This is a genomic window from Shewanella insulae (assembly GCF_009831655.1).
GTDB lineage: Bacteria > Pseudomonadota > Gammaproteobacteria > Enterobacterales > Shewanellaceae > Shewanella > Shewanella insulae.
In genome coordinates this window covers 14,507-27,813 of record NZ_WRPA01000002.1, presented here as the reverse complement: position 1 = coordinate 27,813, position 13,307 = coordinate 14,507, and the positions used below count along the sequence as shown (strand labels likewise).

Here is a 13,307-nt window from a genome sequence, read left to right as displayed (position 1 = left end):
TTTCAGGTTGGGTGTGTGATCTAGCTTTGCAGTATCTTGAGTGGCAGGCCGAGCATATCATCGCCGCTACCGGCGAGATACCAGATAATAGTGACCAGGGCGCCGACGGTCAGCAGGTACCAGATGGCTGAGAAGATCTGCCCATATCTGTCCAGTGGTAGCAGATGGCTCTGGTGGCGGGTCTTCCACTCGAAGATGATCTCCAGGCTGCCGATCAGCAGCAGAAAGCCCAGCAGCGCCAGCCCTAAGCTATAGCTGATGAAGACACCGATGGCGGCGCCGGCCGCACAGGCGATAAGCCCCATCAGGCTATTCATGGAGAAGCTGATGCTCTTGAGGATATGGCCGCCATCCAGCGGCAGGATCGGCAACAGGTTGAACAGGTTCAGCAGGGCATTGAAGGCCGCTAGCCCTGCAAACAGCGGGTTGTCCGTGAGCCAGTAGGCAACCAGGGAAGCTATCGACATCAGGAGGCCGAAGGTGGGCCCCATGATAGAGATCACCACATCCTGCCAGCGGGTGTTGATCTTCTCATCGCTCAGCGCCAGCCCCCCCATGAAGGGGATGAGGTAGATCCCCTTGGTCTTCATACCGAAATATTTCATGGCGCGAATATGGCCATACTCGTGGAACATGAGACAGGCGATCAGCGCCAGGGCAAACTGGAAGGAGAAGAGCCAGGAGTAGGCGGCCACGCTGGCACCGGCCAGCACCACCTTTATGACCTTGGCGCTCTTGAGCAGCTTAAAGCCCAGGGATGCCAGACCCACCAGGCTGAGTTTCTGCTGTGCCTTAACCGGGACGACCGGCGTCTGGCGTTCGATATCTTTGGCGTCGCGGCTACCTTCGCTCAGCACTGTATCTTCACTGAGCAGGCGATAGTTGAGGCTGAAGGGTTGCCAGATGAGGTCCACCTCCAGGGTGAGGGGGATCTTGTGTACCGTCTGGTTGTTGGGATCCTGGCGGCTTAACTCGAACTCGTGATTTCTCAGCCCCTGGTTATCGGCGCTAGCCTCTTTGACCGACACCAGTTGATTGTCCCAGAAGAGTTGTTGCCAGCCCGCCAGCGAGCCTTCGAGGCGCAACTCTTTGCCTAAACAGTCTATTCTCAGTAGTTCCACTATCTATCCGTTGTTCGTTACCGCTATCTGGCGGGGATTATGCCTGTAAAGCCATGACAAAGAAAAGAGGCCCGACAATTTTGTCGGGCCTCGTTAATCGTCTGATGGACTCTGCCTATTTGCGATTGCTGTAGTCGAAGCTGATCTCCTGGTCTTCATTGACCACTATACAGGGACCATGCTCGCGCTGGGTGCGGTTGAAGGCCGGGCCTATATGTAGCTCGACGTTGGCGAAGATATGCTTGGAGGCCTCGATGCGATACTCCTGATAGTAGTGTTCAACCTCATGCTTGATGGCATTGAACTCCTGCTCTTCTCTGGACCATTCCTGAGTGATGCGGCGCTTTTCTTCAAGCATCCCCTTGACCTGTTCCACCATGAGGGGGTCGTCTTGCCATTCGGCCTTGGGGGGCAGCTTGTTGAGGCTAGACTCGATATTGAGCTTGGCCACCACCATATGCTTGATCCCCTGATCCAGCTGCTTGAGCTCATCTTTCAGATCGCCACACTTCATGGCGCAGAATACCTCTGTGCGGGTGCCGGCGGTTGCACCTATGATCACCGCCTTGACCCCCTTATCGGCCTGGGCTATACCCCCTACCAGGTCGCCGCGGCGGCCGTTGGCATCGCTGACGATGAGATGACTTGCGGTCTGAGTATGACTGTGCAATAGCTGCTTGGTGACCAGGATATCGCCCTCGGCCTGTAGCTCTGAATACTGTACAAACTGCGCCGAGATCTGTCCCTTGGCGTTAAGCTTGGTAGACAGTTGGTCCTCCTTGAGTTGACGACCGATCACCCCCTTGCTGACGGTGATATCGCCATCGGCGATCAGCTGGGCCGAGTCGACGAACCCCATCACTGTGATATCGCCGGTGGATTTGACCACCATGCCCTCGTGTACGTCACCCGTGACCAGAATACTGCCCTTGAAGTCGACGTTGCCGTAGCCGATATCCACATCTTTTATCTGCAGCACGTCATCGACCTGCATGCCACTCTTGGTTTCCACCGGCTGGCCGGCGACGGTGGCGATCAGCACATTGGGATCGGACTCCAGTAGCTCGGTTCCCGTGCCAGCGGTGAGTTTGAGATCTTTACCGGCCACGGGCAGCAGGGGTTCACCCTGTACGTTGTAGCCCTGGGTGCCCTCGGTAGCGGGGATCTTGACCATCAACTTGTCGTTGGGTTTGACCATGATGATTTCGCCCAGGTTACGCATGTCGACCGTGCCATCGGCGCGCTCCTGCGGCTGCAGCAGACGCTCCCTCGCCAGGGGCACCTTACGCTCGACGACGGCATTGGTGCCATTGATGGCGGGCTTGCCATGGGCGATGACTTCGCTGCAGTTTTCTCCAGGAGCTAAGTTGGGTTGCTTGGCCAGCAGGGCCTCGATCTTGACCTTACTCAGCCCCATGCTGATCTGCTCGGCCTTTAGGGTTCTTAGAATATCCTGTAGGGTTACCGCCTTGCCGCCCCAGGGAGCGGTGAGGGTCATCTCGGCACTCATCTTGTCGTCGCTGAGGGTGATGGTGACCTCGGCGTCGCGGCGCTCGGCGATCTCGAAGAAGAGTTCATACTGACCCTCATCCTGGCCTATGGCCTTGTTGACTTCGGCGACGGCCTTTTCGATAACATTGTTACGGGGGGAAAGCTGGCAAAATTCGGGGAGGGTGAGCAGTTCGAGTACGGCATCCACCGTCAGTGGGCCATGGGTATTGGGAATGACTTTGAATTCGGCTAAGTTTCCGTCACTACTCAGTTCTATCAGTCCTGGATCCAGCATATTGATTTCCGCAGGTTAATTATTATTTTAGTGAGTATTCTCCCGAGTATAACAGCATAAAGTTTGACCTATGAAGTCCTATTTTATGATGCAGATGAAACACATGATTGAAATGGGATCTGATGCGAAAAAAGCCGGGGGAACCCGGCTATCAGCAACAGATTAAACAATGATACTCATGGCGCTATGCCTTGCGATTGGCGTATATCTTGTATTTGTTGTTCTCGGCGGTCACATTCACCGTATTGAAGAACTGGGCTATGGTGTCACTGTAGGGTAGGTGACGATTGGCCACGATCTGCCAGATCCCACCCGATCTCAGCTGAGCCTCGCTCTCCTGCACGAAGCGGGTCGCTATCTCTGTGGTGCTGTCCAGGCCATCGTGAAACGGTGGGTTAGATATGATGGCGTCGAACAATCCCTGGATTTGCGTCAGGCCGTCCGAGGCATAGACCTTGGCCTGCATGCCGTTGGCCGCCATGGTCAGCTCGCAGGAGGCCAGGGCCATGGCGTTGATGTCGACGCACTCGAGTTCGAGATCTGGGTTGGCCTTGAGCAGCGCGGCGGTGATCACCCCGGCGCCGCAGCCAAAGTCGAGCACGCGCCCCTTAAGTGTGGGCAGGTGCTCTAGCAGCAGCTCTGTGCCCTCGTCGAGTCGTTTCTCGCTAAAGACGCCCACCAGGTTGCAGATGGTCAGCTCCCCCTGCGGCGTGCTCAGCACATAGGCTTTGACCCAGTCGCTGAGGTTGATCTCCGGCGCCTCGCTTTGCAGGCTGCTGCTGTAGAGCATGCAGTGACGGGCGTTATCCAGCTTGATGCCGCCATCGAAGTAGTCAGGAAGCTGCTTGGTGATAGAACGAATGCCGCCCTTCTTCTCGCCGACAATCACCAGCTCGCCACCCGGGATTAGATGGCGCCCGGCCAGGTTGATCAGGTAGGGTGCCAGGCTCTTAGATTTGGGGTAGAAGAGCACCACTGCATCGAAAGTTTGCGTCGATGGCAGCTGATGACCGAAATGGCACTGCAGACGGGCATTTTCATGGCTTTTGATGCGCTGAAAATGGTTGAAATCCAGGGCCAGAGTCGTGACTTTTGCGGCATCTTCCAACAGGGCCGTCGCCAGAAGATCGCACTCATGATTGATGAGCAAAACATTCTTTGATTCAAACAGTTCGATATTTCTTAGGACGACTTGAGAAGGATTAGATAACACGCGCAACCACAGGCCAAAGGGGAATTTGCGGCAATTATAGCCCAAGCCACTATATTATCAGTAACATTTATTATGCCAGTTTGCCGATTCTTGCCTAAGCTATATCTCATTAGCGGATAAATATCCTTTGTTATGTGAGATTTGGCGCATAACTGAGGTCTATAGGAGATAGAGGAGCGAGGATGCGGCGATTGTCGACATGGATGTGCCTACTGGGCCTTTGTTGCGCTAACGTTTTCGCCGCTCAGGTGATCGTCAACTCCTCTGTGGAGATCGCCAATATCAGCCCAAAAGATCTCAAGTTGATCTTTGCCATGCAGAAACTCTACTGGTCCGATGGACAGAAGATCCATGTCTTCGTCCTCCCCAGCAACTCCCCCATACATGAAGAATTTTGCTATCAGCAGCTGGAAATGATGCCCTATGTGCTGCGTCATCGCTGGGACCGCCTGGTGTTTTCCGGCGTCGGCGAGCGGCCGGTCACCCTGGATTCCGAGGCGCAGATGCGCGAGAAGGTGGCCAGTACGCCCGGGGCGATAGGCTATGTGTCTGGCGGTGGCGGCGCGCTCGCCGTCGAGGCAGGTATAGAGCGTCAAGGAGGACAAGATGAAGCCGAACATTAGTCGCCTAGTGCAGGCTGTCATGCTGAGTATGGCCCTGCCTGCGGCACTCTCGATGCCGGCGCAGGCCAATCAGTGGCAGGTTAATGGTTTCGTCGGTCAGGGGTATGTCGCGGCCGACGGCAGTGAGTTTATCGTCGGCGAGCCTGGTGACACCTTCGATGTGACCGAGGCGGCGCTGCATCTCTCCTGGCGCCCAGATGAAAACCTTCGCCTGGCCGGGGCGGCTCGTTATCGCCAGTGGGGCAATCTGGATGAATCGGGGCTCTCCGTCGACTATTTGTTTGCAGAGTATAAGTTCATCTTAGAGCAGGGCTACCTGGGGGCCAGGGGAGGACTGTTTAAGAGTGAGGCCGGCTTCTATACCAGTACCCGGGATGTCTCCTTTACTCGGCCGGGGATCATGTTGCCTCAGTCTGTCTATAGTGACTATCTTCGCGACGCCCTGCTGCATATCACAGGCGGCGAGCTGTTTGGTGGACATCCGGTGTTTGATGGCTCGCTGGAGTGGCATCTGACCCTTGGTGATGCACAGACTTCGGACGACCTGACCCGCAATGTGGTGGGCTCGGAGGCGTTTGGTCGCTTCGATGCAGATGGATATTGGGGCGCGGATCTCGAGTATCAGGACGATAGCCTGAGGTTGGGGCTAACCTATTTCGATGCCAAGAGTCGTTATCAGTCCCATCTGGGGGGCCCCTTCGCCGACGGTAGCCTGAGGTCTAAACACTGGATAGTGTCGGCACAGTATCGGGTTAACTTCCTCGAGATCACCAGTGAGTACCTGCACTGGGACCGCTATGTGGGCGGCGTGTTTGTGCCGCCAGAGCTGGGCATCCTTGAGGTGAGAGGCTATGGCTATTATCTGGATGTGCGCGGCTACCTGCCGGGGGATGTGGAACTCTTCGTTCGCTATGATCATCAGGTGTTGGATGAGAGCGACCCGGATGGCGATAAGCTGGTGGCGACTGGAGTGCCTGGCTATTTTGGCTACGCCCACGACTGGACCATAGGCACCCGCTGGTTGCCGACTAAAGATTGGATGGTGGCGGCGGAATATCACAAGATCGATGGAGCCGCCTGGGTCACTCCGATCCTCTTGCCTAATCCGGCGGTACAGGACGAGGACTGGTCGCTGTTTGCCATCGAAATATCCTACAAGTTCCAGTGGTGACGCCATGGCCGTGAATCACCCCAATCGCTTCTTGAGTATTAAGTGGAAACTCCTTATCGCGGTGATTCTCATCTTGACTCTGGTGGGGGGGATGATCTCTACCTTGGCCTATCAGCAGCTACTCAATCAGCAGAAGATGTTGCTCGAAGCCCAGCGGGATAAGCTGGCCCAGAGCCTCTCTTTCTCTCTGAATACCGCGGTAGAACATTCGCTGCAGGCGGCGATGCAGCTGGGATTCGTGGCCAATGCCAAGAGCGATGATAGTGCCGAGGGTTATCAGCTGCTGTTGGCCGAGAACTGGCCCGACGTACAGCTCTACTGGGATCTCAAGGGGTTCGGTCTGTATCAATTGGATGGCGAGCGGCTGGCCCATGCGGGGGAGCCCCACTCGGAGGACGATCTCCAGTGGCTGTTACAGAGTGAGGCCTCCTTTGAGTTGACCTCCAGGGTGGTTTGTATAGAGGACTGTGTGATCCAGGTACTGGTGCCGACCCTGGTGAATGGCAAACCCCATCTGTTCTTCTTCGAATCTGTGCTCACCGAGGTGATCAGCCATTTTCGTATCGATAAGTCGATCGAGTTGGCGGTGTTAGGTGCCCGGGTGAGCGAGGGACAGCCCGGCCCCTTGTGGGGGAGGCACCTCTACAGCATCAGTAACCGTCCCAGTAGTTTCTCCCTGTTACGTCACATGGCCGATAGCTTCTCCTGGCAGCAACTCTCCCTGGGGGATGGTATCTATAGTTATCAGGACGGGCACTGGGCGGTCTGGTCCTTTCCCTTGGACAAGGTGGAAAACGCGCCGGCGATCGTCGTCCTGATGAGCTTGGATCAGTGGCAGCGGATGCTGTCCTCCTTCCAGCTGGGGATGGTGGGTACTCTCTTGGCGGGTCTGATCTTAGCCGCCGGTCTGGTGATGATGGTGGCCTGGTCGTCTGTGGTGAGCCTGGCGCGCCATGCCAATCTGTTGCCGTTGCTGGCCGACCATGACTTTGCCGGCGTGCGCTCCAGTCTGCCTAAAAAACTCTCACTCTTCCCGGACGAGGTCGATCTCATTCATCTGGCGACCCGCGAACTGGCTGATAACATGCAGGGGTTAGAGAATGAGGTGGATGAGTATACCCATGAGTTGGAACGACTGGCCATGCTGGATACCCTCACGGGTCTGCCCAACAAGGCGATGTTGCACCATGAGCTGCAGACCGCCATCGCCTGTATCGCCAGCGAAGACGATTGTGTGGTGCTCATGTTCCTGGATCTGGACGAGTTCAAGCGGATCAACGATACCCTAGGTCATATTCAGGGGGATGAGCTGCTCAAGATAGTGGCTGCCAGGCTAACCAATAGCGTGCGCGAGATGGATACCGTGTTTCGTCAAGGGGGCGATGAGTTTCTAATCTTGCTTAGGCAGGTGCGTGACGAGCAGGAGGTGAGCAATGTGATCCACAGGATCTTCTCGGCCCTGCAACATCCCGTGGTGCTGGGCAGTCATAAGTTGATCGTTACCACCAGTATCGGCCTGGCCTACTGTAACAGCTCAGAGCTAAGGGCCGAGGAGCTGATCCAGCATGCTGATCTGGCTATGTATCAGGCCAAGAGCGCCGGGCGCAGCAACTATAGGGTGTTCAGCGAGGAGATGCTGCACCAGGCTAACAACCGCCTCATGATAGAGCAGAGCATAGGGACTGCCATCAACGAGGAGCAGCTGGTGCTCTTCCTGCAGCCTATCGTCGAGCTGCCCTCGGGCCGATTGCGCGGTTTCGAGGCGCTGATCCGCTGGTTCCATCCCGAGCGCGGTCTCATCATGCCGGCTGAATTCATTCCCGATATCGAACATAGTGAGGCGGTCATCGAGGTGGGAAATTATGTGATCCGAAAGGCCTCAGAGTTAGTCGCCCAGCTCGACTCGGCCGGATGGCCCGAACTCTATATCGCCGTGAACCTGTCGGCTAAGCACTTCCTAGCCGCAGATCTGCTCAACGTGGTGCGTCAGGAAGTAGAGGCGCATCATATCTCTGCCCAGTCGTTGTTGTTAGAGGTGACCGAGGCGAGCGTGATCGAGCAGGTAGAACAGGCCATGGCGGCGATGGCATCGCTCAAGGCATTGGGTGTGAGGATCGCTATCGATGACTTTGGTACCGGCTACTCCTCCCTGAGCTATCTCAAGCAGTTGCCCTTCGATCTCTTGAAGATAGATCGTTGTTTTACCGCCAATGTGCTCGATGGCGAGGCCGATGCCCATATCATCGCCACGGTGATCGAGCTGGCCCATAACCTGGGGCGTCAGGTGGTGGCCGAGGGGATAGAGACTCAGCAGCAGGCGCAGTGCCTGAGCTGCCAGGATTGCGAATTTGGTCAGGGCTACTATTTCTCTCGCCCCTTGGATGTGGCGTCTGTATTTAAGGTGTTACAGGAGATTGAGGAGACACGTATGTGGCCTATACATCAGGCTCCCCAACCTAGACTCGTCAGGCTGGGGAGCTAGCTGGAAGCCAAGGGGTAGTCTTGGCTATCCACCTGTGAGACGGGAGCGGTAGACTGACTCTCGGCGCCCTCGCTAAGCAGCTCTTGTGCCTGTTGCAGAGCCTCATTGGCGTCTCCTTGGTTATCGTTCTCCAGGAGCTTAGTGTTTGGCTTGACCTCAATCGCGGGCTTAGCGTTTTGCTCTGGCAATATCTGTGAGTCGAGCAGATCTTTAGCCTTAGTCTCTGCTTTAGGCTCTGTCTCAGTCTTCACCTCAATTGCTTGCTGCGCGGCGTCAGGCTGAGCTTTTTCCGGCTTAGGCTTAGCTTTTATTGGCTTAGGCAGCAGGCTGATCAGCTTATGGGCGATATCCGTGTTGTCCTGATGACCGGCAAACAGGGTTGACGCCGGGCCGGCAGCAAATACCTGCACATCCACCCCCGTATGACCGCCCGTGGTCCAGCCTGTGTTAGAGCGCTGGTCGATCAGCTTCTTAAGTCCAGTGGTGAGTACCTGCTCGCCCTGCATTCTGGCTTTATCCAGTAGATCGAACTCTTCATCGCTGGGGGTAAAACCCAGGGCGCTGCTTACGCCGCCCTGCCACTCGTCCTGGGCCAATGCCTGCTTAGCTATCTGTGTCGGGCTGGCATTTATCTGGCGCAGCACCTGGCTGTCCCAGCGGTACTCGCCATGGGTGCCTATTGAGAGGCCGCCGGTATTATGGTCGGCGGTGACTACCAAGAGAGTGTCTTGGTGCTGGCGCACGTACTGTTCGACCACCTCGATGGCGCCGGCAAACTCATGCATCTCGGCCATGGCGGTGGCGATGTCGTTGTTGTGACCGGCCCAGTCGATCAGGCTGCCTTCCACCAGGAGCACGAAGCCTTGGTCGTTCTGTGATAACAGCTCTAATGCCTTGGCGGTCATTGTGCTCAGGCGTCTGGCTTCTGGCTCATCGATGGCCCAGGGGAGCTGCACGTCGGCAAATAGTCCCATTACCTTAGGTCGAGTGACGTCATCCAGCAGGGCGGCGTCTTTAAGTACCTGGTAACCCTTGGCCTCGAATTCTGCTATCAGCTTGCCTGAAAAGTATTTCTGGCCGCCTCCTAGCATGACGTCGGCCTCGGTATTCAGGTAGCTCTCGGCCAACGCCTCATAGTTGCGGCGACTCTCGTTGTGACTGAGAAAGGCGGCCGGGGTCGCGTGGTTGATCTGGCTGGTGACTGTTACCCCTGTGCTCATGCCGCGCTGCTTCGCCAACTCAAGCAGGGTCGGCACCGGACGCTTGTCGGTATCTACAGATACGGCGCCGTTATAGGTCTTTACGCCGGTGGCGAGAGCGGTGGCGGCCGCGGCCGAGTCGGTGACATAGCCACTGACGGGAGCCGGATAGGTGCTGGCATTGCCCACCAAGAGGCGGTCAAACACCGTCTGTTCTATCTCCAGGGTGCTGGGGTTGTCCTGATAGTAGCGGTAAGCGCTGGTGTAGGCAGGGCCCATGCCGTCGCCTACCATGATGACGATATTCTTAGGACGGCTCGGTGGCGTCTGCGGGCCGAGCAGATTGTCGGCCCACAGGCTGCCCGATACCAGGGCGGCACCCAGGCAGAGCAGAGAAGATAATCGGGTTAGTTTCATCTTGGCTCCAAGTCTAACGGCCGATACGGGCTTCGATGGCATCCATCAGCATGCCTGTGATGTCCACGTCGAAGGCGGCCTCGATCTCCCTGATACAGGTCGGGCTGGTGACGTTGATCTCGGTGAGCTTGTCGCCGATCACATCCAGGCCGACGAAGATCAGGCCACGCTTCTTCAGTTCTGGGCCTATGGTGTTGGCGATAGTCCAGTCGCTCTCGGATAGGGGCTGAGCGACGCCGCGGCCTCCGGCAGCCAGGTTGCCTCGGGTCTCACCCTTCTGGGGAATGCGCGCCAGGCTATAAGGTACGGGAACGCCGTCGACCACCAGAATACGCTTGTCGCCGGCTGTGATATCCGGAATGAAGGCCTGGGCCATGGCATACTGCTGTCCATGGTTGGTGAGTGTCTCGATGATCACCCCAAGGTTAGGATCCTGTGCCTTGACCCGGAATATAGAGCTACCGCCCATGCCATCGAGGGGCTTTAAGATGATATCGCCCTTCTCCTGATAGAAGGCGCGGATGCGCTTGGCATCGCGGGTGACCAGGGTGTCTGGAGTGAACTCGCTGAACCAGGCGGTAAACAGCTTCTCGTTGGCGTCGCGCAGGCTCTGGGGCTTGTTGACTATGAGGGTACCCAGCTCCTCGGCGCGCTCGAGTAAATAGGTGGCGTAGATAAATTCGGTATCGAATGGCGGGTCCTTACGCATCAAGATCACGTCGAGATCTGCAAGGGGCGTATCGACGGCCTCTTCCAGCTGATACCAGGATTGGGGATCTTGCTTCACCGTGAGGCGACGCATGTTACCCATAGCCACGCCGTTCACCATAGCCAGGTCTTGCATCTCCATGTAATAGAGCTGATAGCCACGGGACTGCGCCGCCAACAGCATGGCGAAGCTGGAGTCTTTCTTGATGTTAATGTCGCTGATGGGATCCATCACTATGCCAAGCTTAATCATCTCATCTTTCCTCTTATTAATGCGAAGGGCGCCGAGCCTTCAGCTCAGGTCACCGAATTGGAGCCTTCAGCTCAGGTCACCGAATTAGAGCCTTCAGCTCAGGTCGCCAAACTTTAGTTGCAGGGCGCTGATGGCCGTCAGGGCAGCGGTCTCGGTGCGCAGTACGCGGGGGCCGAGCAGCACGTCGGTAAAGGCATGGGTTTCTGTCATGGCGATCTCCTGGGGCGACAGGCCGCCTTCGGGGCCGATCAGCAGACGCACCCTTGGGATCTCCATTACCAGGCCATTGATGCCATAGTCGGCCCTGGGGTGCAGGTTGAGCTTGAGGGCCTGGGTCGCTTCTGCGCACCACTCTTCGAGCTGCATCGCCGGTCTCACCTCAGGCACTGTGCTACGACCAGACTGTTCACAGGCGCTGATCACTATCTTCTGCCATTGGTGGAGCTTCTTCTCCAGGCGCTCACCGGTCAGTTTGACGCCGCAACGCTCTGAAAACAGCGGGGTAATGGTGTTTACCCCCAGCTCGACCGATTTTTGCAAGGTGAAGTCCATACGATCGCCGCGGGAGATCACCTGGCCAAGATGCAGGTTGAGGGGGGACTCGTTGTCGTTTGCCTCCTTGGATAGGACCCGCACTTCGACATTTTTCTTGCTGGCGGCGACGATCTCGGTCAGGTAGTTGTGACCATCGCCATTAAACAGCTCTAACTGCTCGCCGACGCCCATGCGCAATACGCGCCCGACATGACCGGCGGCTTCTTCATCCAGCATCAACTGCTGGTTAAGGTCATATTCGCCGGGCTGATAGATCCTTGGAATTCTCATGCTTTACTCCGCGATACGCTGGGTATCAGTCCGTTTTTGGCACTGGGCCTGGACAAAGGGGTTATGGTTGCCCTGTTTGGCCGCGATGGCGGCATCTCTCTGGCACTCAATAGTATCAACTGGATAGCTTTTATCCCATGCCTGAAACAGTTTTAGCTGACTTTTGGCGATCTTGAGGCCGTAGGCCTGTTGCATATAGAGGTAGGTGCGGGCTATCTGACCTCGGGTGTGACTGGGTGGTTCCACCTTTCTGCCCTTGAAGTCGACGACCATGGCGCATTGACCATACTGCTCAGCCTTGGCGTTCCATTGGCTGAACCTGTAGTTGCTACGATCGCCATTGACCTCGCCGATGGCGGGCACCAGGTTGTGCAGGTCGCTCTCCATCTTCTTAAACTGCTTGTCTGTCTTGCCACAGTTTTTACGGCCGCCTGTTTGCCAACATTGGCGTTGATGACCAAACTCCCAGGCGGGAACTATGTGTTCCCACTCGATGCGTTTGGCGCGCTTCTCCTGTTTACGTACCTGATAGCCGCAGCGCTGGAAGTCTGGTTGCCATTTCTTGCCCGAGATGGTGATGTCGCAGCCGCAGTAGAAGCTCTTGACCGGTAGCGTCTCGCTGTAGAGGCTGCGGGCGACCTTCTTGGCCTGGTTGAAGCTGGTGGGGTGTGAGGCGAGGGCGCCTGTGGTAAAGCCGAGCGCCAGCAGCGCCAAAGCGCCGCGCAGCAGCGGCCTCAGATCGAAAGAGGTTGTTAGCACATCATTTCCCTAAAAAGCATAAAAACGGTCGCCTACTCTCTGCCGGGCTCTTTGGCTGGCTTGGTAGCGACACTAGCATTTGGCACCATTACCCATGGCACCAATTTTGAGAGCGATTCTACGGGAATCGACTCAGATCAGGCAAGTTAAGCTGGATTCATCATGATGTGCCGTCTACCGGGCTGAGGGTTTCCTTGCAGCGACGACAGCGATACTGGGTCTGCTGGCGCTGCACCTTGTTGTGTCTGCGAATACTCAGAGGCACGACGCCGCAGCGGCAACGATAGTCGAATGTCTGGCCGGCGACCGAGTCGGTATTCAGTCTGTGGGTGGTACTGGGCGTCAGGCCATAGAGCTTCACCATCAAGGCCTGCCACTCCTTGCCGTGGGGTTTGACCCGGCCATAGAGCCGATAGGCAAGCAGGTGACAGATCTCGTGGGGCACCACCTGATGGATAAACTCTTCCAGATTCTCCTCGAGCAGTACCGGGTTGAACCTCAGCTTGTTGAGCTGCAGGTGGGCGGTGCCAGCGCTTTTGCCCCTGAGTTTGAAGTTGACTTCGGGGCGCGGGAAGCCGCGCTTAAGTTGCCGCTCCGCCGCTTGATAGCATGATTCCACTGCGTCCAGGATAAGCCGCTGGTGCTCGTTAGGCTCTAGGTGCTTTGCCGGAGCCATAGAGGCTTTTGGGGTAGATGCTGAAGCATCAGGCGTAGGCGTGTGAAACAGGGATTGCAATCGTCGAAACATGA

General features: G+C 56.6%; 10 protein-coding genes and 1 pseudogene. 3 read left to right on the top strand and 8 right to left on the bottom strand.

Annotation, left to right across the window (positions count from 1 at the left end):
• Window positions 1-20: 20 nt before the first annotated feature.
• The 3 genes from GNT65_RS03115 to GNT65_RS03105 all read right to left on the bottom strand — a co-directional run bounded on the left by GNT65_RS03115 (window position 21) and on the right by GNT65_RS03105 (window position 4,120).
• Complete coding sequence (locus GNT65_RS03115; protein WP_160793670.1) at window positions 21-1,121, bottom strand: site-2 protease family protein; 1,101 nt, start codon at window positions 1,119-1,121, stop codon at window positions 21-23.
• A 115-nt stretch (window positions 1,122-1,236) separates the two neighbouring features.
• Window positions 1,237-2,907, bottom strand: a complete 1,671-nt coding sequence (locus tag GNT65_RS03110; RefSeq protein ID WP_160793669.1) for a DUF342 domain-containing protein — start codon at window positions 2,905-2,907, stop codon at window positions 1,237-1,239.
• 184 nt (window positions 2,908-3,091) lie between these two features.
• The gene (locus tag GNT65_RS03105) at window positions 3,092-4,120 is read right to left on the bottom strand and encodes a methyltransferase (protein ID WP_160793668.1); all 1,029 of its coding nucleotides are present in this window, start codon (window positions 4,118-4,120) and stop codon (window positions 3,092-3,094) included.
• A 182-nt stretch (window positions 4,121-4,302) separates the two neighbouring features.
• On the opposite strand from GNT65_RS03105, the gene GNT65_RS03100 reads away from it, so the two are divergent.
• The 3 genes from GNT65_RS03100 to GNT65_RS03090 are packed head-to-tail and all read left to right on the top strand — an operon-like array spanning window position 4,303 to window position 8,396.
• On the top strand, window positions 4,303-4,743 hold the full coding sequence (locus GNT65_RS03100) for a type 2 periplasmic-binding domain-containing protein (RefSeq protein ID WP_160793667.1): 441 nt from the start codon (window positions 4,303-4,305) through the stop codon (window positions 4,741-4,743).
• Window positions 4,727-5,914 carry a hypothetical protein gene (locus GNT65_RS03095; protein ID WP_160793666.1) on the top strand — a complete coding sequence of 396 codons (1,188 nt, stop codon included), beginning with the start codon at window positions 4,727-4,729 and terminating at the stop codon, window positions 5,912-5,914. The genes GNT65_RS03100 and GNT65_RS03095 overlap by 17 nt, the downstream gene beginning before the upstream one ends.
• Before the next feature lie 4 nt (window positions 5,915-5,918).
• The gene (locus tag GNT65_RS03090) at window positions 5,919-8,396 is read left to right on the top strand and encodes a putative bifunctional diguanylate cyclase/phosphodiesterase (protein ID WP_160793665.1); all 2,478 of its coding nucleotides are present in this window, start codon (window positions 5,919-5,921) and stop codon (window positions 8,394-8,396) included.
• Window positions 8,397-8,695: 299 nt separating this feature from the next.
• Here the strand turns inward: GNT65_RS03090 and GNT65_RS03085 are convergent.
• The 5 genes and pseudogenes from GNT65_RS03085 to GNT65_RS03065 all read right to left on the bottom strand — a co-directional run.
• Window positions 8,696-10,012 (bottom strand): annotated as a pseudogene (locus GNT65_RS03085) (alkaline phosphatase); the annotation flags it as partial.
• A gap of 13 nt (window positions 10,013-10,025) precedes the next feature.
• Window positions 10,026-10,973: a glutathione synthase gene (gshB, locus tag GNT65_RS03080; protein WP_160793663.1), complete on the bottom strand. Its 948-nt coding sequence runs from the start codon at window positions 10,971-10,973 to the stop codon at window positions 10,026-10,028.
• Between the two features lie 93 nt (window positions 10,974-11,066).
• Window positions 11,067-11,798, bottom strand: coding sequence for a 16S rRNA (uracil(1498)-N(3))-methyltransferase (gene rsmE / locus GNT65_RS03075; protein WP_160793662.1), 732 nt, complete (start codon window positions 11,796-11,798; stop codon window positions 11,067-11,069).
• Between the two features lie 3 nt (window positions 11,799-11,801).
• Entirely contained in the window at window positions 11,802-12,536 is a 735-nt protein-coding gene (locus GNT65_RS03070) for an endonuclease (RefSeq protein WP_420853495.1), read from the bottom strand.
• Window positions 12,537-12,717: 181 nt separating this feature from the next.
• A complete protein-coding gene (locus GNT65_RS03065; RefSeq protein ID WP_160793660.1) occupies window positions 12,718-13,305 on the bottom strand; it encodes a SprT family zinc-dependent metalloprotease in 588 nt (195 codons plus the stop codon).
• Between the last annotated feature and the right edge of the window lie 2 nt (window positions 13,306-13,307).